General features: G+C 45.6%; 21 protein-coding genes, 2 pseudogenes and 1 riboswitch. Of the genes and pseudogenes, 15 read left to right on the plus strand and 8 right to left on the minus strand.

Features of this window, described 5'->3' with window-relative positions; genetic code table 11:
• Positions 1 to 2 precede the first annotated feature (2 nt).
• Both L0M13_RS18315 and L0M13_RS03710 read left to right on the plus strand, forming a co-directional pair.
• Positions 3 to 137 carry a hypothetical protein gene (locus L0M13_RS18315; protein WP_260107726.1) on the plus strand — a complete coding sequence of 45 codons (135 nt, stop codon included), beginning with the start codon at positions 3 to 5 and terminating at the stop codon, positions 135 to 137.
• A 74-nt stretch (positions 138 to 211) separates the two neighbouring features.
• Positions 212 to 433 carry a DUF2188 domain-containing protein gene (locus L0M13_RS03710; protein ID WP_235198345.1) on the plus strand — a complete coding sequence of 74 codons (222 nt, stop codon included), beginning with the start codon at positions 212 to 214 and terminating at the stop codon, positions 431 to 433.
• Between the two features lie 47 nt (positions 434 to 480).
• On the opposite strand, the gene L0M13_RS03715 is transcribed toward L0M13_RS03710, so the two are convergent.
• Positions 481 to 2,013: a tetratricopeptide repeat protein gene (locus tag L0M13_RS03715; RefSeq protein WP_235198346.1), complete on the minus strand. Its 1,533-nt coding sequence runs from the start codon at positions 2,011 to 2,013 to the stop codon at positions 481 to 483.
• A 398-nt stretch (positions 2,014 to 2,411) separates the two neighbouring features.
• Between L0M13_RS03715 and L0M13_RS03720 the strand changes: the two genes are divergently transcribed.
• Positions 2,412 to 2,729, plus strand: coding sequence for a hypothetical protein (locus L0M13_RS03720; protein WP_235198347.1), 318 nt, complete (start codon positions 2,412 to 2,414; stop codon positions 2,727 to 2,729).
• Between the two features lie 62 nt (positions 2,730 to 2,791).
• Here the strand turns inward: L0M13_RS03720 and L0M13_RS03725 are convergent, their stop codons facing one another.
• Positions 2,792 to 3,433: a peptidoglycan-binding domain-containing protein gene (locus L0M13_RS03725; RefSeq protein WP_235198348.1), complete on the minus strand. Its 642-nt coding sequence runs from the start codon at positions 3,431 to 3,433 to the stop codon at positions 2,792 to 2,794.
• 169 nt (positions 3,434 to 3,602) lie between these two features.
• On the opposite strand from L0M13_RS03725, the gene L0M13_RS03730 reads away from it, so the two are divergent.
• A complete protein-coding gene (locus L0M13_RS03730) occupies positions 3,603 to 4,268 on the plus strand; it encodes a GNAT family N-acetyltransferase (RefSeq protein WP_235198349.1) in 666 nt (221 codons plus the stop codon).
• 57 nt (positions 4,269 to 4,325) lie between these two features.
• Here the strand turns inward: L0M13_RS03730 and L0M13_RS03735 are convergent, their stop codons facing one another.
• The 3 genes from L0M13_RS03735 to L0M13_RS03745 are packed head-to-tail and all read right to left on the minus strand — an operon-like array spanning position 4,326 to position 6,362.
• Complete coding sequence (locus L0M13_RS03735) at positions 4,326 to 4,988, minus strand: sensor histidine kinase (protein WP_235198350.1); 663 nt, start codon at positions 4,986 to 4,988, stop codon at positions 4,326 to 4,328.
• Positions 4,894 to 5,697 (minus strand): HAMP domain-containing protein, encoded by an 804-nt coding sequence (locus L0M13_RS03740; protein ID WP_235198351.1) that lies wholly within the window; start codon positions 5,695 to 5,697, stop codon positions 4,894 to 4,896. The genes L0M13_RS03735 and L0M13_RS03740 overlap by 95 nt, the downstream gene beginning before the upstream one ends.
• On the minus strand, positions 5,694 to 6,362 hold the full coding sequence (locus L0M13_RS03745) for a response regulator transcription factor (protein WP_235198352.1): 669 nt from the start codon (positions 6,360 to 6,362) through the stop codon (positions 5,694 to 5,696). Before L0M13_RS03745 ends, L0M13_RS03740 begins: the two co-directional genes overlap by 4 nt.
• A 388-nt stretch (positions 6,363 to 6,750) precedes the next feature.
• On the opposite strand from L0M13_RS03745, the gene L0M13_RS03750 reads away from it, so the two are divergent.
• The 6 genes from L0M13_RS03750 (at position 6,751) to L0M13_RS03775 (ending at position 12,843) form a co-directional block, all read left to right on the plus strand.
• Positions 6,751 to 7,872: an ABC transporter permease gene (locus L0M13_RS03750; protein ID WP_235198353.1), complete on the plus strand. Its 1,122-nt coding sequence runs from the start codon at positions 6,751 to 6,753 to the stop codon at positions 7,870 to 7,872.
• Complete coding sequence (locus tag L0M13_RS03755; protein ID WP_235198354.1) at positions 7,873 to 8,550, plus strand: ABC transporter ATP-binding protein; 678 nt, start codon at positions 7,873 to 7,875, stop codon at positions 8,548 to 8,550. It begins immediately after the preceding gene.
• A 281-nt stretch (positions 8,551 to 8,831) separates the two neighbouring features.
• Entirely contained in the window at positions 8,832 to 10,223 is a 1,392-nt protein-coding gene (locus L0M13_RS03760; protein ID WP_235198355.1) for a YfcC family protein, read from the plus strand.
• A gap of 43 nt (positions 10,224 to 10,266) precedes the next feature.
• On the plus strand, positions 10,267 to 11,391 hold the full coding sequence (locus L0M13_RS03765) for a M20 family metallopeptidase (RefSeq protein WP_235198356.1): 1,125 nt from the start codon (positions 10,267 to 10,269) through the stop codon (positions 11,389 to 11,391).
• A 183-nt stretch (positions 11,392 to 11,574) separates the two neighbouring features.
• Positions 11,575 to 12,243 carry a vWA domain-containing protein gene (locus L0M13_RS03770; RefSeq protein WP_235199259.1) on the plus strand — a complete coding sequence of 223 codons (669 nt, stop codon included), beginning with the start codon at positions 11,575 to 11,577 and terminating at the stop codon, positions 12,241 to 12,243.
• Between the two features lie 90 nt (positions 12,244 to 12,333).
• Positions 12,334 to 12,843 (plus strand): YfiT family bacillithiol transferase, encoded by a 510-nt coding sequence (locus L0M13_RS03775; RefSeq protein ID WP_235198357.1) that lies wholly within the window; start codon positions 12,334 to 12,336, stop codon positions 12,841 to 12,843.
• 134 nt (positions 12,844 to 12,977) lie between these two features.
• On the opposite strand, the gene L0M13_RS03780 is transcribed toward L0M13_RS03775, so the two are convergent.
• A complete protein-coding gene (locus L0M13_RS03780; RefSeq protein WP_235198358.1) occupies positions 12,978 to 13,412 on the minus strand; it encodes a DUF3592 domain-containing protein in 435 nt (144 codons plus the stop codon).
• A gap of 178 nt (positions 13,413 to 13,590) precedes the next feature.
• On the opposite strand from L0M13_RS03780, the gene L0M13_RS03785 reads away from it, so the two are divergent.
• The 4 genes and pseudogenes from L0M13_RS03785 to L0M13_RS03800 all read left to right on the plus strand — a co-directional run bounded on the left by L0M13_RS03785 (position 13,591) and on the right by L0M13_RS03800 (position 17,855).
• Entirely contained in the window at positions 13,591 to 14,577 is a 987-nt protein-coding gene (locus tag L0M13_RS03785) for a YhdH/YhfP family quinone oxidoreductase (RefSeq protein ID WP_235198359.1), read from the plus strand.
• A gap of 26 nt (positions 14,578 to 14,603) precedes the next feature.
• Complete coding sequence (locus L0M13_RS03790) at positions 14,604 to 15,413, plus strand: tryptophan-rich sensory protein (RefSeq protein ID WP_235198360.1); 810 nt, start codon at positions 14,604 to 14,606, stop codon at positions 15,411 to 15,413.
• Between the two features lie 157 nt (positions 15,414 to 15,570).
• Positions 15,571 to 16,553 (plus strand): annotated as a pseudogene (locus L0M13_RS03795) (aldo/keto reductase).
• Between the two features lie 165 nt (positions 16,554 to 16,718).
• A complete protein-coding gene (locus L0M13_RS03800) occupies positions 16,719 to 17,855 on the plus strand; it encodes an NADH-dependent flavin oxidoreductase (RefSeq protein ID WP_235198361.1) in 1,137 nt (378 codons plus the stop codon).
• Positions 17,856 to 17,914: 59 nt separating this feature from the next.
• On the opposite strand, the pseudogene L0M13_RS03805 reads toward L0M13_RS03800, so the two are convergent.
• Positions 17,915 to 19,040, minus strand: a pseudogene (locus L0M13_RS03805) (5-methyltetrahydropteroyltriglutamate--homocysteine S-methyltransferase).
• Between the two features lie 116 nt (positions 19,041 to 19,156).
• A riboswitch (SAM riboswitch) is annotated at positions 19,157 to 19,257 on the minus strand.
• Between the two features lie 203 nt (positions 19,258 to 19,460).
• Here L0M13_RS03805 and L0M13_RS03810 point away from each other — a divergent pair.
• Positions 19,461 to 20,003: an Ltp family lipoprotein gene (locus tag L0M13_RS03810; RefSeq protein ID WP_235198362.1), complete on the plus strand. Its 543-nt coding sequence runs from the start codon at positions 19,461 to 19,463 to the stop codon at positions 20,001 to 20,003.
• Between the two features lie 59 nt (positions 20,004 to 20,062).
• On the opposite strand, the gene L0M13_RS03815 is transcribed toward L0M13_RS03810, so the two are convergent.
• Positions 20,063 to 20,938, minus strand: coding sequence for a YitT family protein (locus L0M13_RS03815; protein WP_235198363.1), 876 nt, complete (start codon positions 20,936 to 20,938; stop codon positions 20,063 to 20,065).
• Positions 20,939 to 21,117: the final 179 nt, after the last annotated feature.

Genomic DNA, 21,117 nt, shown 5'->3' on the forward strand with positions numbered 1-21,117 from the left:
ATATGAATGAAGAGTTTCTTGAAGTGCGTTGTGTCGAGTGTGGAGATTTTTATAATAAAGCTGCAATGAAATGGAATCTTTGTTACTCATGTTCTGGAGAGGAAGAAGATGAATATAATGGAGATTTCGAAGAATAGATGATTGTCATATAAGTTTTAAAGAGCTTTTGATTAAGAAATTCAATGATAAAGATTAAAGGGGGAATTATTGAATGGGGAAAAATCAGCATGTGACACCTAAAGCGGACGAGTGGCAAGTTAAAGGTGCTGGCAACTCAAAAGCAACTAGTATTCATAAAACACAACAAGAAGCTATTGAAGCTGCAAAAGAAATTAGTAAAAATCAAGGAAGCGAACTTTTTATTCATTCTCGAAAGGGGAAAATTCGAGAGCGAAATACTTATGGTAAAGATCCATTTCCGCCAAAAGGATAAATAGAAAAGAGCTTCCGCATTTTCTGCGGAAGCTCTTTTTGTATAAATCAACTAGCTTGCGGAAACTCATTTTCCACTTTGTCAGCCACTTTCTTATTGATTGTTTCATTGTAAATCAGTTCTTCATCCAAAAGAATCAGGTAGCCTTCCTGCGGTGAAGGGGAGTCGATCAGTTCATAAGCTTCTAAGTAAGCGTCCAACTCGTACATATACTCACCATCTGCAGATTCTTCATCGGCTTGCTGGATCAATGCCAATGATTTCTCAGGATCGATCAGTACGTAAAATTCGGCAAGCGTCATCAAGTCATCAATCCGGTCTTCGGGGTCCCCGGTTTCCAGACGGTTTTCCATGAATGCAATCGCCTTATCGAATTGGCCCTGCATCAGGAAAAGGTCGGTTTGCATCCATGCCAGTTCGTCTAGATCTTCTGCCGCTGCAAGTGCCGTCAGCTCATCAATCAGCGCCTGGGCTTCTTCAAGATTGCCTTTTTCTAATGCTTCATAGGCGGCATCATATCTTTCCAACTCAGTTTTGCTTTTTGCAATGAGGTCATCGAGGAACGTTTCCTGGAAGTCAACGAGCGTCATGCCGGTTGTTTCTTCCAACATTTTGTAGAATTCGCTTGGCATTTTAGCAGCCAACAACAATTGTAATTCATCTTCTCCATAAGCATCGGCAAGCGACTCGACTGCTAAGAAACTTTGGACGTAAGGGTCGAAGTTCCGGGTATAGGTGTCATGGAAAGTGAAGTTGTGGTCCATGAGATGGAAATCAATGGTTTCGACTTCTTCCATCTCATACCAGTCACTGCTTTGGCCCGCGAGGTATTCAGCGGTTCCTTCTTCAAACCAAGCCGGCAAACGCGATTCGGACAAGACCTGTTCTTGGGAATACATATAGCTTTGATGGTGGCTGTATTCATGAAGCAAGGTGCTGTCCCAGGAATAATCGTCCGGCACCAAATGGATTTCCTGCGTATAGTATTCATAGTAGCCCATCGCGTCTTCCATCCCCGCAGCTTCTGACAATGTATCGAAATCATCATGGAACACAATCGTCAGTTCACCTGTACCTTCATTGCCAAAGAAATCATCAATTCTCACTTTTTCCTTTTCCAGAAACGCATCAATTTTATCGATTTCGTCTTTTGTGGAATTGGTATACGAATAGGAAATCCCGTTTTTCTCGATCGTGCCTGCTGCGTTTTGAGGGGCTGTGCTGTTAAAAAACGAGGAAGCCAAGGTTTGCGTTTTTTCTGCCGCTGTAAAATCCTTCGTCAGATCTTTCGCTTCTATCAACGTATTGGCGAGTGTAAAGAGACCAATAGCCGAGCTGAGGTAGACGGTCAAAATCAGCAAGCTTGCGATTTCCATCCGATTAACCAAACGCAGTTTTGCGAGCTGCCCGATATGGAGGCCGTAAAGGCTGAGGGCCACCACCGCCAAACAGAAAATCAGCAGGATAAAAGCAAGGAATAGTCCAAGGATCAACCCTTGGCTAAAGATGAGCCAATAACTGCCGATGCTGATCCCGGTAAATAAAATCAATAAAAGTAACGCTTTTCCCAGAAACTTCATGTTATTCTCTACTTTCTATTTGAAATTCAAACCGAATAGATACCGGATAAAAAGGGGAGGCTCTAGGAGCGGCGACCAGCTTTTTTTCGTTCTAGACATTGCCCGTGATTCTGATTAATTATCTTCTATTAAGTTTTCTATAGATTACCATTTATATGTGGTGGAACATATAAATTTCTCATAAGCATTTGGACCTTATTTGAAAGGATTGAAGGAACGGAGAGTAGGGAGAAACCAGCCTCTTTGTATAGAAAGGAAGCAAAAACATTCCAACTATAAGTTTACAAAGTTTCTATCGATTGCTATAGTGAGCTCTAATAAGGTGATTTTTTAGAATAATGGAAACATTCGAACGTGATTAATTCAGAATTCATACGATTATGAAAGGAGTTTTTCACATGGAAACAGTGACCGACATCATCCTCATCGTATTGCCCATCCTTATCGTAGGGGCGATTGCACTCTTTGTTATTCAACGCCTCAAATCCAAGCAAAAAAGAGGTACACTCGGCAAGAAAAAAACAGCAGAAGCCCAAACCTGGCTCGATAGTATGATTCCGCTCGGCATGGTCTGTGGGAGCGCTGGCGGTATGCTTTTCAGCCTTTTTTTACCGATATCCATGGCTACAGCCATTGCGTTAGGTTCAGGAATTGGTTTATTGGGCGGCTATTTTGCTTACAGTCATTACAGTAAAACAGAAGAGACCTCATCTTGAGTTAAACAGAAATAAGCCCGTCCGATTTTCCGGACGGGCTTATTTTATTGGCTCGTTATTTTCTAGTACTCTGCATAGAGCGCGGCCCATGTGTTGGTACCGACTACGCCATCGGCCTTCAATCCTTTGTCTGCCTGATACTTCCGGACGTTTTGTTTAGTCTTCGGTCCGAAAATGCCATCGACCGTTGTTTGCAGCCCATACTCGTTTAAGGTCCATTGGAGAAGTTTGACTTCGATGCGCTTGCTGCCTTCACGCAGGATAAATTGATGTTCGGGTGCAATGTTCATGAGATTTTTAAGCTTGGCCGGCAATTGCCCGCTTGGTTCTGCCGGTTTCTTGTGCTCGGCATAGAGCGCAGCCCATGTATTCATGCCGACCACGCCGTCGACTTTCAATCCTTTATCCGCCTGATAATTCCGCACATTTGCCAAAGTTTTATTGCCGAAAACGCCATCGACCGATGTTTTCAATCCGTATTCATTCAAGGTCCATTGGAGGAGTTTCACTTCAATTCGTGTGCTTCCTTTGCGCAGCGTAAACTGATGCTCCGGGGCAATATTCATGAGATTCGCAAGGTTCGCTGGCAGCTTGTTTTCCTGGGCGGCAGTCGTATGGCTCGTTGCTTCCGCTGGTTGAATAGCTAAAGGGGATGCGACCAATAATCCGAATGCCAGCAATGTTGGAACCCATTTTTTCTTCACGGTTGATTCCTCCTGGATTTTTATTTTGCCACCTCTATACCCTTTAGTTAAATAACTGAAACGATAAGTGATGGTGTTAATTTACTTATTTTTTATTTCCTTCATAATAAAATCAAACTTCTAAATGATTTTGATCAATTTTTAACTAGGCTAGTAAAGGAGGTACACCATGTACAAAAAGAAGCAATACGTCTTTCACGGCGAAAAACCCGTGGCAGCAACGATACGCAATTACAACGCATCTGATTTCCCGGAATTGATCGCGATCCAGCAGGAAAGTTTTCCGCCTCCGTTTCCATCGGATCTTTGGTGGAGTGAAGAACAATTGGCGAATCACGTGGAATTATATCCCGAAGGGGCGATCTGCCTGGAAATCGAAGGGGAACTTGCCGGTTCCATTACAGCGTTGCTGATGGATTTTGATCCTGATCATCCTGAACATACATGGGAAGAGGCGACGGATAGTGGCTATATCCGCAATCATAAGCCAGATGGCAAGACGCTCTACGTCGTCGATATTTGCATCCGCCCGAAATTCCGTTCGTTGAAGCTTGGCCACCTGTTGATGCAGGCTCTATATGAACGCGTCGTGCAGGACGGATTGGAGCGAGTGCTTGGCGGCGGACGGATGCCGGGATATCACAACTATTCCGATACATTCACTGCCGAACAATACGCAGAACAAGTGCTGGAAGGGAAATTGAAAGATCCTGTTATTTCGTTTTTGCTTCGCTGCGGAAGAACGCCGGTAAGTGTCGTGCCGAATTATTTGGAAGACGAGGAATCTAAAGGATATGCCCTGTTGATGGAGTGGAAAAATCCTTTTGGGACATAAATACAAAAAGAAAACCCGCAAGGTGCAAAACATTTCGCTGCACCTTGCGGGTTTCGCTTATTGATTTGGCAACTTGACGGTAACGGTCGTACCTTGGCTGAGTTCGCTGTCGATATGGAATTCGGCGCCGTGTCGCTGGATGATTTCAGCAACGATGGCGAGTCCCAATCCGCTGCTTTGGCTGGAACGGGAAGCATCCACCCGGTAAAAACGGTCTTTTACTTTTTCCAGTGCGTCTTCAGGGATCCCAATGCCGCGGTCTCGTATCGTTACGACAACGTTTTCGCCTTCGCGTGCACACGTCACAACAATTTTGCCTTTCGGTTCACTGTAGCGGATGGCATTTGTCAGGAGGTTGTCCCATACCTGTTCCATCAAATGCTGATCGGCATAAATGTCGATCGGCTCTAATTCGTAGATCAGTTCCATTTGCTTGTCGTCGAGTTTCCAACGCTTAGCGAATAGGAGTTCTTTCAATTGCTGATCGAGGGAGAAAGTTTTCTTTTCAATCGGCAAATTCTTTTGGTCGAGTGAACTTAGGAGCAGCAATTGCTTCGTCAATGCCGACAAGCGCTTCGTTTCCTGTTCGATGACTTCCAAATACTGAATCCGTTCTTCTTCGGTGTTATCCGCATCTTTCAATACCGTCGCATAGCCTTGGATATTGAGGAGCGGCGATTGGAAATCGTGCGACACGTTGTTGATGAAGTCTTTTTTCAATTGATCGATTTCCGCAAGGCGCTGGGCCATTTCCTGAAAGGGTACCGAGTTGGCCGAGTTCATCATTCCGCTTGATATTGAGGTCGATATCGAAATTTTCTTGGGCAATTTGGTCGGTTGCTAGCTGCAATTGCTTGAGCGGCTTCTCAAGCTGGCGGGCCAAGATAAGCATGGCGAAGAAAATGATGATGGTACTGATCACGAGAAAGCCGACAATCAGATAGTGCATTTCGGTAAAGGAAGATTCGTTGTTAAGGCGCATAAACAAGGCATAATTCCCGTCGTCCATCTGAAGCGGCACGCCGATTGTATTTTGCACGTCATTGGCATAATGGTTCAAAATCGAGAATTGCTGTTTGTAATCCCGGATGCCATGATAGATGCCACTAGACACAGCAAGTGCCTCCATTTCGGAAGTCAGCTCACGATTCGTGAACGCGGCTCCGTATGCAGTCAATTGCTGGTTTTCATCGATGAGAACGATTTGGTATCCGAGTGCTGCAACAGATTGGAAATAATCCTCCATGCGCTCAGGGGGCAATGATTCTGCAAACGCGGCCACTTCTTGAGCGATTTCCACATTCATCTCATCGGTTTCCACGCGAACTTGGTTATTATAAAGCTGGCTAAGGAAAAACATGGAGATGCCCAGGCTTGCAACGATGACCACTAAAGTGACGACGATGTACTGTTTGTATAAAGTCTTCATGTAAGCGCCTCGATTTTGTAGCCGATTCCCCGGACCGTCTGAATCTTCACTTTGGCATGGACTTCTTCTAAGCGTGAACGCAGGCGTTTGATATGCGTCGTCAAGGTGAAATCATCCCCGTCGTAGTCATAGCCCCACACATGTTCCATTAGCTGATCCCGTGAAAAGACCACTTCCGGCCGGCTGCAAAGCATGCTCAGCAGTTCAAACTCCTTCAAAGGCAAAAGCAGCACTTGTTCGCCGACTTTCACTTCGAAAGTGAGCCGGTCAATTTGCATATTGCCGAGTGTCGTATGGGTCCGCTCGAGCTTCTGGTAGCGGCGCAAAATGGCCCGGACGCGAAACAGCAGTTCTTTCGGTTCGAAAGGTTTCACCAAATAATCGTCCGCCCCTGCAAGAAATCCTTTTTCTTTGTCTTCCAATGACATTTTTGCCGTCAGCATCAGCACCGGAATTTCCTGGTTCACTAAGCGCTTCGTCAGCGAGACGCCGTCCATTCGCGGCATCATCACATCGACGATCGCCAAATCCAAATCGCCTTCTTCGGCGATTTCGAGCGCTTCCACTCCGTCGCTTGCAAACAAGGCTTCATAACCTTCTTTTCTCAAATGGATTCCGATCAATTTCCGGATATACGGATCGTCATCCACTACTAAAATACGCATCCGTTCCCACCGCCTTTCTTTCGATAAAATTTTGATCCTGTATGTGAAAATGAACTTTTATTATCCCGCTATAACGTAAGGTTCCTTCTTGAATCGCTCGTTCATAAGTCAACACTCTAAGCTTCTGTTTTCCATCTGTCAATATGTCGGAAAATGTTTTGCATAGTTTATATAGAGTTCACATAGCGGTTTTATACTAGTAAAGGTAAAGGGAAGAAGAACGGATTTACCCATCATTGAAAAAGCTAGTTTCAAGTATTTACTGATTAAAACGTTGCTATTTGAAGATAGTTTTAAAGGCGGTTAAACTGTTTTTCATCTGCTGGGCACTTCTGGATGGAAGAAGCGTCCAAAAGTCGATTTAAATTATATGAAGGAGGAACATCGAATGTTTTTAGCAATAAAAGAAATGAAGCATTCAAAAACTCGCTTTGCAATGATTGGCGCAATCATCATGCTGATCGCTTGGCTTGTTTTTATTTTATCGGGACTGGGCAACGGGTTATCTACCTTGGCTGCTGCGACGATGAAAAATATAGACGGAGACTTGTTTGTTTATGAAGAAGGCTCTGAAGCTGCGATGATGAAAACGAAAGTGGCGGGTACGGTTGCCGATGATGTAGAAGGCCAATACGGCGTCGACAATGCTGCGAAATTTGGACAATCGACCATCATTGTTCAAAATGAAGTCGTTTCGGATTCAAAAGAAAAAAATGATGTGACTTTTGCCGGCATTGAGCCAGGCAAATTTATCGAACCGGAAGTGGTCGAAGGCAAACAGCTTGATGCAAACGATCCATTCGGTGTCATCATCGATGAGTCTTTGCACGAAAAAGGCTATGAGCTTGGCGATACCATCGTCGTCACTAGTTCAGACTTGAAACTCGAAGTCGTCGGTTTTACAAAAGGCGAAACGTTTAACCATTTGCCTACAATATTCGGCAATCTTGAAACTTGGCAATCTTATGCCTTTGCAGCACCAGGGTCAGACAACGGCCTTGAAAATCCGGTAACAATGATTGCTTTGCAAGGGGATTCAATCGACGGAGAACAAATCAACGCGAATTACGATGGCGTGGAAACATTCACGAAATCAGAAGCTGTAATGGGAATGCCAGGCTACAAAGAGGAAAGCGCGACAATCTACATGATGCTTGCGTTCTTGTTCGTCATCTCAGCAGTTATCATTGCGGTGTTCTTCTATGTATTCATCTTACAAAAAACACAGCAATTCGGTGTCATGAAAGCGATTGGCGCTTCTGACCGCTTTATCAAGAACTCGATCATTTCCCAAGTGTTCGTGTTGTCATTGGTGAGCATCATTGCCGGTATTGCATTGACCTATTTGACCGCTCTCGTGTTCCCGGCAGGCATGCCGTTCAGTTTGGACTTTAAAATGGTCTTGATCTACGGCGTGGTTCTATTGATTGTTTCTGTTCTGGGCTCTGTGATTTCAGCGCGTCAAGTGACGAAAATCGATCCATTAACAGCAATTGGGAGAGTGGAATAAATGACAGGTTTAGCTTTAAAAAATGTAACGAAATCATTTAAAGAAGGCGACTCCACAGTTGATGCGCTGAAAAATGTTTCATTGACTGTTGAGCCTGGCGATTTTATCGCCATCATCGGGCCATCGGGTTCAGGGAAAAGCACCTTGCTTTCCATTGCAGGTGCTTTGCTGCAGCCTTCATCAGGTGAAGTACTGGTGAACGGAACGAATATCGGTGAGATGAAAGAAACGGATCTTTCGTCATTCCGCTTAACCGACATCGGGTTCATCTTGCAGACAGCGAATTTGATCCCGTACTTGAACGCATTGGATCAGCTCTTATTAGTTCGCCGGATGAAAGGGAAAGTCACTTCTAAAGATATGGAGTTTGCGCGAACTTTGTTGAACGATTTAGGGCTTGGACAAAAGCTTGGGAAATTCCCGAACGAATTGTCCGGTGGGGAACGCCAGCGCGTCGCTATTGCCCGTGCGTTCGTCAACAACTCTAATATCATTCTTGCAGATGAACCTACGGCAAGTTTGGATTCAAACCGGGCATTTGAAGTCGTGAAACAAATCCGCAAAGAAGTGAAAGACCGCAACAAAGCAGCCGTCATGGTGACCCATGATGAGCGCATGCTTGAGTTCTGCGATAAAGTCTACCGCATGGAAGACGGCGTGTTAACGTTGCAAGCTTAATATAGAAGAAAGTTGTTCGCGGTGTTTCAAGAACATCGCAGCTAATAGGAAAAGATTGGACAGGAATACTGTCCAGTCTTTTTTTGTTTTTCTAACCCCAGTCTTGGAGAAAAAGGAGGGGAAGGAGCTCAGGGAAGTCTATTTGACAGAATAAATTGTCATTGTTACGATTATTATCGGAAAATAATGAAAATAAAAGAAGTCGGTGTACGGAATGCGGCAGGCAAAAATAACGCTGCCTGCTGGTATGAAAGGTATCGGTTTCCAAAGGAGACTAGAGGATGGAGAAGGTGAAGAAAAGAAGATTTGAAATGCCGGATGCGTTTGTCATCATCTTTGCGATTTTGTTGTTGGCGGTTCTATTGACGTATGTTGTGCCGGCAGGGGAATTTCAGCGTGAAGAGGTCGATGGACGAAGTCTGGTAATTGAAGGCACATACGAACGCATTGATAACGACCCAACGACGCTGCTGTCGATTTTTACATCGATTCAGCAAGGACTCGTCGATTCTGCGCCCATCATTTTCATGGTGTTGATCATCGGCGGTGCGGTGGGAGTTATTGACCATACGGGGGCTATCAATTCAGGAGTCAACGCTTTGATAGGCCGGGCGAAAAATCAAAAATACATATTGGTTGCTGTCTTTATCATGATTTTTGCCGTGATGGATTTTGTCGGCATTAGCGGAAATGCCATCATTGCATTTATTCCGATTGGGATTATTTTAGCAAGGGCGTTAAAGCTGGACCCGATCATCGGTGTGGCCATGGTGTATCTCGGGCAGTACGTCGGAGTGGCAACTGGGACGTTCGATCCCGTCATCACGGGGCTTGCTCAATCGATTGCTGAATTGCCGCTGTTCTCCGGATGGCATCTGCGGCTCATGGCATTCTTTATCTTGCTCGCGATTACGATGACTTACATCTTGCTTTATGTAAAACGCGTCAGTAAAGATCCATCGAAGAGCATCGTCAAGTTCTCAGAGACAGACGGCGTGGATGAGCAAAAAGCAGAAGAGTTTGGGCCATTCACGGGCCGGCATAAACTGGTGCTTTTGACGTCCTTGCTTTTTATGGCCTCGTTCATCTACGGCGTGTTCCAATTTGAATGGAGCACAAATGAACTGGCTGGAATATTCATCATGATGTCAATTGCCGCTGCGATTGTGGGCGGCCTCCGCATGAACGAATACGTGCAAGTATTCATCAAAGGTGCCCAAGGGATTGTTTATGGTGCACTGGTCATCGGATTGGCAAGATCAGTCGTCATCGTGCTCGAAAACGGCAAAGTGCTCGATACGATCGTCAACGCAGCATTTATCCCGATGGCAGAACTTCCGCTATTCTTGGCAGCCATTGCCATGTTCATCTTTAACCTATTGTTCAATCTGATCATCACATCAGGCACTGGTCAAGCGGCGATCGTTATGCCGTTTATGGTGCCGCTTGCGGATATGCTCGACATTACAAGACAGACGGCGGTACTCGCCTTTAAACTTGGCGACGGCACGACGAATATTATTGCCCCGACTTCCGGAATTTTAATGGCGGTTCTCGCTGTCGGAAAAATCCCGTACTTGAAATGGTTCAAGTTCGTCTTGCCGCTTATGCTCCTTTGGGTGCTCGTCGGCATCATCATGGTCGGGATTGCCGTCCTTACCGGCTATCAATAAACATTTCAGTGCGTGAGAAAATTAAACGAAAGAGGTGGCAATGATGGATCCAGTAATGAAGTATATGGAAGAACATCAAAAAGAAATACTTGAAGATATTCGCTATCTTGTAGAAAGTGATTCGCCTTCGCTCGATAAAGAACAAACCGACCGCTGCGGAATGCGCATCCAGGAATTGCTGGAGCGCCATATTGGCAAGCAAGCGAAAGTGATTCCGGAAAAAGAATACGGGGACCACTATAAACTTGAGTTCGGTGAAGGGGAAGAGAAAGTACTCATCCTCTCCCATTTTGATACAGTATGGGATCCAGGCGAACTGACCTACCGTGAGGAAGAGGGCATCGTTTATGGTCCGGGCATACTCGACATGAAAGGCGGGCTTGTCCAGGGAATCTGGGCGCTAAAGGCGATCAAAGAATTAGAGCTCCCGATGCAGAAGAAAATTGTCTACTTGTTTACAAGTGAAGAAGAAATCGGCAGTCCAGCTTCGAGAGAAGTTATCCGCCGCACAGCAGAAGGCTGCAGTGGAGTTCTGGTAACGGAGCCGCCGGTAGTCGGAACAGGCGCGTTGAAAACGGCGCGGAAAGGATCGGCCCGCTACACGATCCGCTTCACAGGAAAATCCGCTCATGCCGGGAACAACCATCATGAAGGCGCAAATGCGCTGCGTGCAGCAGCGCGTGCTATCGAATACTTGGAATCGCAGACGGATTACGAAAAAGGCACAACCATTAATATCGGGCTGGTTAAAGGCGGCGGCAAATTGAACGTTGTCCCGGACAGCGCAGAAATCGGTGTGGATGTCCGGGCGGCTTCGAGCAGCGAACAACAGCGCATCGATCAATTGATCCGCGGCTTAGAGCCGTTTTTGGAAGGCACGGAACTTACTGTTGATGGGGACATTTCTCGCCCGCCGATGGAGCGTACTGAACAAACTGCAGGGCTTTTTGAAATGGCGAAAGCAGCTGGTGCAGAACTTGGTTTAGAGCTTGACGAGGCATCGGTCGGCGGAGCAAGCGACGGCAATATCACCGCTGCTATGGGAATTCCAACAATTGATGGCTTAGGGGCACTTGGTGTCGGCATTCACGCGCGAAATGAACAAATCATCATTTCAGAACTGCCGAAGCGGGCCGCACTCATTACAAAACTGCTTTTAAAAATATAAAGATCGATTGAAGAGTGCAGTGGGATTATTTTCCGCTGTGCTTTTTCTTTTTACATTTTTAGGAGAAGCTGTTATTCGGTTTGATAACTCGTTATACTTGAACAAAGAACTTATTAGGAGGCGAATATCTTGGGTTTATTCGATAAATTAGGCCTTTTCAAAAAGCCGGAGCAAGAAGAAAAAATCAGCGGCATCTCGCTAAAGAAAAAAGCCGCAACGATTGTGTTGGAGAAGAAAAAACTGACGGATGTCTCGGCGAGAGTGGGGATTGTGCTGGATATTTCCGGATCGATGAGAAAACTTTACAACGAAGGCGTCGTCCAGGAAGTGGTCGAACGGGTGCTGGCGGTCGCAAGCCAGTTTGATGACGACGGCGAATTGGATGTCTGGGTCTACGACAACGAATTCTCCAGGCTGCCGAGTGCCACCGAAGCGACCTTCATGGGGTATGTGGAAAAGAACATTCTGTCGAATACAGGCGTCCATAAATTCGGCCGCAATGACGAGCCGAAAGTGATGGAAGACGTTATTCGCAAGTACACGAAACAAGAACCGGGCGATGAACCGGTATTTCTGGTATTCATCAATGACGGCGGGTGCAAACCCGGCATCAAGAAATTCATCGTGGAATCATCGGACAAGCTGATTTTTTGGCAGTTTGTCGGAATTGGCGATTCGAATTTCGATGTTTTGCGGAAACTCGATACCATGGGTGGCCGCGTGGTCGACAATGCGAACTTCTTCCATGTGGATGATATCAGCCAAGTATCGGACGAGGAATTATACAATCAGCTGTTGAATGAATTTCCGATGTGGCTGAAAGAAGCAAAAGATAAAGGGATTTTGAAATAAAAGAGTCCAGTTTACAAAATCTTGTCCCATTGGTATATTGAGCGTGAACCGAACGATGACAAATACACATATGGGAAAGAGGTTGGACAAATGGATGTAAGATTTCCGATTGGAAAATTAGAAGTTCCTGAACATGTGAAAGCTGAAAATCTTCAAGAATGGTTCAGCAAAATCGAAAGTTACACGACGCGCTTAAGAGAAGCGGTGGATTCGTTGGACGATGCAGAGCTTGGCAAACGGTACAGAGAAGGCAGCTGGACGGTCCGTCAACTCGTGCATCATATTGCGGATTCGCAGCTCAATATGTACCAGCGGCTGAGACTCGCGTTGACAGACGACAATCCGACAGTTCCTGCTTTTGACCAAGAAAAATGGGCAGAACTTCCGGACAACGCTTTGCCGGTGGAAAGTTCCATCCGGATGCTTGAAGGGCTGAACGAACGGATTGTGGCACTTGGGAAGCAAGTGACAGAAGAGCAATTGAAGCGCATATTCACTCACGAAACAAACGGTGAAATCAGTGTCGCGACGAAACTTGCGAAATTGTGCTGGCACGAAGAGCATCATTTGGCACATATAAAGATAGCTTTGGAAAACTGAATCAGCAGAAGTTCTAAAAGCACATTCCGCAGTTGTCGAATGTGCTTTTTTCAATGAAAAGACGGAAGAGCTGAAAATTAAGCCCTTCCGTCTTTTTACTTGCGATTCAGCTGTATGTATAAACTCAAATTTAACTAAGCCATAAAAAAGAAAAGAGCTGCAAGCGCGACAAATATCAAACCTGTCGCGAGAAACATGATTGGCAGGATCATCTGCTCTTTGGAATCATTCATCATCCAGCGGGTTGGTTTTGCGGGATCGTAATTGACGGTTACTTGTTGGCCGCGCTCGTAGCCATTGCTGACATGAATGCTGCCGAGCCTCTGTTTGGTAATGGAAGCAGAATTCCGCTTGCGGTACATTTTTCCGTTTGCTTGAAATTCCACCACCGGATACAGGCGGTCCGGACTGCCTGCTTGGTCTACGATTGTGCCAACCGTTTCAGCGGTGCATTTTTTCTTTTTTCCTATTTTGAAGTAGTAAAAAGTGTAGAAACCTACTGCCAGCATAATCAAACCGATGGGCAAGAGAATGTAAGCTGTTGCTAACAGTCCTTGTTGTTCTGTCATTGTAAATCCTCCTATTCATTAGTTGGTAATATTTTATTTAAATGGATAATAAAAGTATATCACAAAAGTACTAAACGATAAGACTCAGGAGAAGTTCATTTCCTGGGTAGCCTTTTTTCAGAAAAGCCGTTTTGCCGCAAAGCCAATTAGGGAAGAGAGAAGGAAGGAGGGGTTACGAATGGATTCTTTTAAAGCGATTGTCATTAACGAACAGGAAGGCGAACTGGCTTACGGAGTGGAACAAATCGGCGAAGACCGATTGGCGCAAGGTGAGGTCTTCATCAAAGTGGCGTTTTCTTCGATCAATTATAAAGACATGCTGGCGGTGCAGAAAAACGGCGGCGTGATCCGCAACTACCCGATGATTCCGGGGATCGATTTGAGCGGTACGGTGGTGCGTTCGGAGGATTCCCGTTTTAAAGAAGGGCAGGAAGTCATCGTCACCGGATTTGAAATGGGGATGAGCCATACCGGCGGATTCGCTGAATATGCGCGGATTCCGGCTGATTGGGTGGTGCCGCTGCCAGAACGTTTAAGCTTACGAGATGCGATGATTTTCGGTACTGCCGGATTCACAGCGGCTCTTTCGGTAGTGGCATTGGAAAAAGCGGGCATGGATCCGAAAAACAATCCAGCGGTTCTCGTGACGGGGTCAACGGGCGGAGTCGGAAGTATCGCCGTGCAGATGCTCGCAAAAATCGGCTACGAAAACATCACGGCATTGGTCCGCAAAGACCATCAAGTAGAGGTAGCTAAATCACTTGGTGCTCATACGGTCATATTCCCGGACGATTTGGGCGAACTGAAAAAGCCGCTGAATAAACAAAAGTTCGATTATGTACTGGATACCGTTGGAGGAGACGTGACGTCGGTCTTGATTCCACAGGTTTCCTATGGCGGCAGCATCAGTACATGTGGAATGGCAGCCGGTGTCGAACTGAAAACAACGGTCCTGCCGTTTATCTTGCGCGGCATCAATTTGCTGGGCATCGATTCCGTCAATGTGCCGATCCAAAAACGGCCGGCGATTTGGGAAAAGATCGCAACCGACTGGAATATTGCGGGAACAACATTGGTGGATGAAGTTGCGCTTGAAGAAGTGCCGACAACCATTGATGCCCTTAAAAATGGAGAACATTTAGGCCGTACGATTGTGAAATGCTAAGAGGAGTTAGAAAGGATGAGGACATTGTGACTGATCAAATGCTGAAAAAAACGCAGCTGTTCGCGATATTGAATCTGGTGTTTTATTTTTTGACGCTTGGCGTGAATTACCTCGGTTCGTCCGGGTTCTTTAATGGGCAGAGCCAAGGGGATATTTCCGACCAATACTTGACGCTCATTTCCCCGGCGCCTTTTACGTTTTCGATTTGGGGCGTCATTTATAGTTTGTTGTTCATTACCTTAGCCTATTTCTTCATCAAGAGAAAACAGAGAAATGTCAGTGAGCTGATCTTGCTGATTTCTCCTTGGTTTATCTTGAGTTCGGTGTTTAATATGGCTTGGATTGTGGCGTTTTCTTATGAGCGACTGGGCATCTCGACGATTTTAATCATCGGCCTGCTGTTTTCATTGCTCGTCATCATCGGGAAAATCTACACGCACCGTTTTGAAGTTCCGTCTACGCTTGCGGGGCTTAGTTTCACGCTTTACTGTGCATGGGTGACGATTGCGACAGTCGTTAACACTTCTTTGCTATTGGTGCAGCTGGAATGGAACGGTTTCGGCATTTCCTATTCGGTTTGGACATTGATCATCTTAGTGGTTGCGATCGCCTTTGTCCTTATTTACATCTCCCGGTACAAAAACGCGGCTTACCCGCTGCCTTTGGCCTGGGCGTTCTTCGGAATCTACGGTTCGTATAGAAGCGGGCGCGTCGATCCGGAACTGTCGACTGCTATTCAAGGGCTTCTGATTGCTGGCATCGTGATTTTCTTGATCGCAGCGATATGGAGATTCATCAAAAATGGAAATGCGCTGTTCTTGAAACATGCGCGTTAAAGGTTGTAAGCACGTCAAACAGGCTTAAGATTTTTCTTATGCCTGTTTTTTTATTGTCTGCCTTCCGAGAAAAAAAGAGTTCGTTTAGCTGAATTTGCAGCGGGTAAATAAAGGAATGTGTTTCATTTAAACAACTAACAAAAAGAGGTGTCTATCCATGAAAAACGAAGTGACGATAAAGAATAAACTTGGGCTCGGGACTGCGCCGCTTGGCAATATGTTCAGAGAAGTTCCGGAAGATGAAGCGATGGAGACCATCCGTTCTGCCTGGGATGAAGGAATCCGGTATTTTGATACAGCGCCGTTCTACGGGGCGGGGCTCGCTGAGTTGCGGCTAGGTGAAGTTTTATCTTCCTACAACCGAGATGAATTTCTCTTAAGTTCGAAAGTCGGCCGGATTATCCTCGATGAAAAAGAAGAAAAAGAAGGGCTGTTTGAAGATGGCCGGCAAAATAAAATCGAAACAGATTATACGGAAGACGGCACGCTGAAATCGATTGAAGACAGCTTGAAGCGCCTGAAAACGGACCGCCTCGATATGGTTTTCGTCCACGATCTGTCCCCGGACTTTTTAGGGGATGAATGGATTACGAAATTTGACGAAGCACGCCATGGAGCTTTTAAAGTACTGGACCGTCTTCGTGATGAAGGGGTCATTAAAGCGTGGGGGCTTGGCGTCAATACAACGACTCCAATTGAAGTGGCACTTGAACTGGAAGAAGCTCATCCCGATTTGAGTTTATCAGCGACCCAATACACCATTCTGCAGCATGAACGGGCTCTTGAACGCATGATGCCGCTGGCGCTTGAAAAAGACGGCGGACTTATCATCGGCGGTTCCTTCAATTCAGGTGCACTGTTTGGCGGAGATTATTTCGATTACAAAGAAATCACGCCCGAACAAAAAAGAAAGTCGAGCGCTTTACGGAAATCGCTAAAAATCACGGCGTTAACTTAAAAGATGCCGCGATCCAATTTTCAACAGCGCATCCTGCTGTCAAAGCCGTCGTGACGGGTTCGACAAGACCCGATCGCATCAAAGAAGACATGCAGGCATTGAAAGCGGTTATTCCATCAGCATTCTGGCAAGAGCTGCTTGAAGCGAAGCTGATTTCTGCAAAAGCCGTATTGCCGAAATAAGCACCAGCCACGGAAATAGTAGAAGAAATCCAAAATGGTGCCCGCCCATTTTGGATTTCTTTTGTTCATGCAGAATCTCCTGTTTCGCGAGCTAGAATTCTTGTAGTCCACATGAGCCTATGCTAATTTGGATAAATGAGCCAAAAGAAAAGGGGAATATAATAGATGAAACCAGAATTCAATGCTTTATTCGAAGAAATCAAATTGCCGAACGGCGTCGTTTTGAATGACCGCTTAGGCGTTGCACCAATGACAACATACTCAGGAAATCCGGATGGTACGGTATCGGACGAAGAATTGCTTTACTACCGCCGCCGCTCGAATATTGGCAGCCTGTTCATCACTGCCTGCATCGCCGTTTCAGAGAATGGCATCGCATTCCCAGGGCAATTCATCGCGTTTAAGGAAGACCTGATCATGCCGCGTCTGAAGCAATTGGCCGCTGAAATGAAAACTAACGGCAATAAAGCCATTCTGCAAATGCAGCACGGTGGACGCCAAGGGCAGCCGGAACTGATTGAAGCAAATGAAACGGTAGCACCAAGTTCAGTTGGGGGAACGCCTGAGAAAGCAGCACCCCGTGAATTGACAGCTGAAGAAATCACGAACATTATCCGTGACTTCGGCGAAACGACGCGCCGTGCAATCGAAGCCGGTTTTGACGGAGTGGAAATCCACGGAGCGAATACGTATTTGCTTCAGCAATTCGTCTCGGAAGCGACCAATCGCCGCGAAGACGAATGGGGCGGAAGCTTTGAGAACCGTTTGAAATTCCCGCTTGCAGTTCTATCGGAAGTAAAGCGCGTAGCGGCAGAATTCGCAAATGAAGAATTTATCGTCGGCTACCGGTTGTCTCCGGAAGAATACAGCGATTTGGGCGTTGGCTACACGATCGAAGAAACAAAAGTTCTGACTGAGAAGTTGATCGAAGGCGGCATCCACTACTTGCACGTATCATTGATGGATTATAAAAAACGTCCGCATAATGAAGCGATTGAAGGGACAATCGTTGAGATTCTGTCTAAGCAAATCGCAGGTCGCGTAGCGTTTGTCGTTGTCGGAAACGTAAGAAAACCGGAAGACGCCGTTGCAGCACTTAAAGAAGGCGCGGATATTGTCGTGATGGGCCGCCAAGCATTGGTCGATCCGGAATGGACGGAAAAAGTGAAACAAGGAAAAGAAGTTGAGATTTTCCACAATGTTCCAAAAGAGCGTCGCGGCAAGCTTGATATCCCAGGACCGCTTTGGCAGTTGATGTCGATGTACAAAATGGTCGAAATCGAAGAAGAAGTGAACGTTTAATTTTCGATATCTTTCAAAACAAGAGGCAAGCGCCATTTTTCAGCGCTTGCCTCTTTTATTTATTTTCCGAAAATCTCTTCAGATACTTCGACGATATAGCGAAGTTTATCCCATTGTTGCTGTTCAGTGAGGATATTGCCGTGGTGGGTTGAGGCAAATCCACATTGCGGGCTGATGCATAGCTGCTCAAGCGGGACGTATTTGGCTGCTTCTGCTACACGTGCTTTAATGATTTCTTTGTCTTCGAGTTCACCGTTTTTCGAGGTGAAGACACCGAGCACCACTCTTGGCCCGCCAGCGGAATATGTTCAAGCGGTTGGAAACTGCCGGAGCGGTCGTCATCGTATTCCAGGAAAAAGCCATCGACTTTTTCTTTAGCGAATAGGGTCGGTGCGATCAGCGCATAGCTTCCTTCGAATGCCCAGTCGGATTGGTAGTTGCCTCGGCACAGGTGGGTCGTTACGGTAAGGTCTTCCGGTTTGCCTTCAAGGACGCCGTTTGCGACGCGAAGTGCAAGGTCAATCAAGTATTCGCGGCTATACTGGCCGTCGTTGAACGGGATATCCGGAGATGATAAGCCGGCAATGTAAACATCGTCAATTTGAATATAGCGGGCGCCTAAATCATAGAACGTTTTAAAAGCATCGCGGTAAGCTTGGATTACGTCTGTCGCGTAGTCTTCAAGATCCGGATAAATTGCTTCGTCGCGGATGCCTTCATTGAAGAATTGGTTCGGACTTGGAATCGTCAGCTTCGGAACTGCACGGCCGCCGACAATTTCTTTGAACTCGGTAAAGTCTTTGGTAAAAGGATGATTGTCGTTAAAGGAAATTTTGCCGATATTCCGCACGTCATACGCTTCCGTTTCAACATTTTTGAATCGGTAGCCCGTTTCCGGCGTATAGCCTTCAAAACCGTTGATATGGGCCATGAAATCAGTGTGCCAGAATGTTCGGCGGAATTCGCCATCAGTCACAGCCTTTAAACCGACTTCAATTTGTTTGTCGACGATGCGTTTGATTTCAGTCGTTTCCACTTCCGCAGCTGTTCCGCTGTGATAATGCCTTCTTTAAATTCTTTTCGTGCTTGATGAATGCTATCCGGACGGAGAAGGCTGCCGACGTGATCTGCTTTGAACGGAGCATTAACTAAAGTTTTTGGTGTTTCGGTAATTGGGTTTACCATGTGGAATTCCTGCTTTCTGTTTTTAATTTGGGTCAAGCTCGTTTTGCAGGGCTCTCATTCAAATGAAAAAGAGCCCTCTTCAATAAAGAAGAAAGCTCCCGTCAGGAAATCTGTTCTTCTCATCTTCTAGGCTTTCGCCTATTGGAATTAGCACCTTGCCCGTGGGCGGTTGCTGAGACATCGTAGGGCCAAATCCCTCCGTCTCTCTTGATAAGAAATCGATTATTCAATTTGTTGTGATTCGATGTTTATAACCATAAGCCAGTTCCAAAGGAAATGCAAGGATATTCGGGAAATTTATTTTTCTAAACGGGTGAAGGGAACATCAGTAGAGCATGTGGCGTCTAAAAAATGCTGTCTAAAATCGTCCAGTTATACTACGATAAGTGAAGAGAAATAAGAAAAAAGAGGGAATTGAAGATGGGGAAAATAAATGCATTTGTCAAGACAAAATGGAAGTATCTATTGGCTGTCGTCATTGCGTTTGCAGTCGGCGGAGGCATCGGGTTCTTACAATCCCCAGCCCATAGTTCTACAATCGAAAATCAAAAAAAGCAGGAAAAGTTCGAAGCGACGACTAAAGATTTGGCAGAAAAAGTGGAAATGTTGGAAGCGGCGAACAGCGAGTCTAATGAAAGAATCGATGATTTGAAAGCGCAAATGAAAAAAATGGAGACACCTTCCCAGCAGCAGGCAGTCGCTCGCGCAAAGAATTTCTTGAAATACTCGCCTTTTTCAGAGAGCGGGCTGATTGACCAATTAGTGGTTGAAGGCCATGGCAAGGAAGATGCAACGTATGCGGTTCAAAACTTGGGAGTGGACTGGCGGGCCAATGCTGTAGAAGAGGCGGAGGGCTATGTGAAGTATGGCGCTTTTTCGCGTAAAGAGTTAATTGATCAATTGAAGTCTGGCGGCTACAGTGAAGAAGACGCCACATATGCAGTAGATTCCGTAGGGTTATAAAAAATAGACGCTGAGTCCCTCTAATTCTAGGGAGCTCAGCGTCTTTTATATGGGAAGGATTAATGGATATCCCGTTTCTTAAAGTTCCCGCCTCGGACTTCAGCAACGTCATAAACCACTACAAATGCATTTTTGTCGATTTCGTAGATGATTTCTTTCATTTTACTATCTTCCAGACGGTTGATGATGCAAGTGACTTCTTTGTATTGCTCATTTGTGTAAGCCCCTTTAACCAGACTGTACGTAGCGTTTCGGCCAAGGCGGTCGAAAATGGTTTGTACAAGAAGGTCGGGTTCTTGCGAAATGATTTTATACGTTTTCGAGCCGCTGAATCCTTCTTCAACCAAATGAATGACTTTAGAAGCGATGAAATAAGCGATTCCGGAAAGGAAAGCGCCTTGCAAGCCGAAAACGAACGAAACGACGATAAAGACAAATAAATTTAAGAATAAGATCATGTCACTTGTACCAAACGGCAATTTACGGGCTAGCAGCACAGCGAGCATGTCGATTCCATCTAAAGCGCCGCCGTTCCGCAAAGCAAGGCCCATTCCGAAACCGATGATGATTCCTCCGATAACTGTGACGAGCAGCGTATCGCCTTCGATGATCGTTGGAATGTGGTGCATGACAGTTGTCGCATAAGCTAAGGAAGCGATGCCGGTGATGGAGTAGATCGCAAAGCTTTTCCCGATCTGTTTATAGCCGAGATAGACAAATGGAATGTTGAGGACAGCGATCAGTAAGCCAAGCGGCAAACCGAATAATTGCGATCCAACGATGCTGAGGCCTGTGACGCCGCCATCTGAGACGTTATTTGGAATTAATACAGCTTCAAGTCCATAGGCTGTAATAAAGGCACCGATAATGATCGGCAATGCTTTTTTGATTATTTTCCCGATGCTTATTTTACGTTTTTCGGGTATTGCACTCATATACTATTCCTTCTTTCCAACAATTTCTTGAATATTTTTTTACTCTAACTATTAAATATAAACTTTTTTATCCTTTTTTAACAGGGTAAATGGAAAATAGCAGGGCTTGAAAAATCGCAATCTTTCGTATAATAAACAGAAAATTCTGTTTTATTTAAGGCGCTAGGCACGTATAATTG

The sequence above is a fragment of the Planococcus sp. 107-1 genome (assembly GCF_021513255.1).
GTDB lineage: Bacteria > Bacillota > Bacilli > Bacillales_A > Planococcaceae > Planococcus.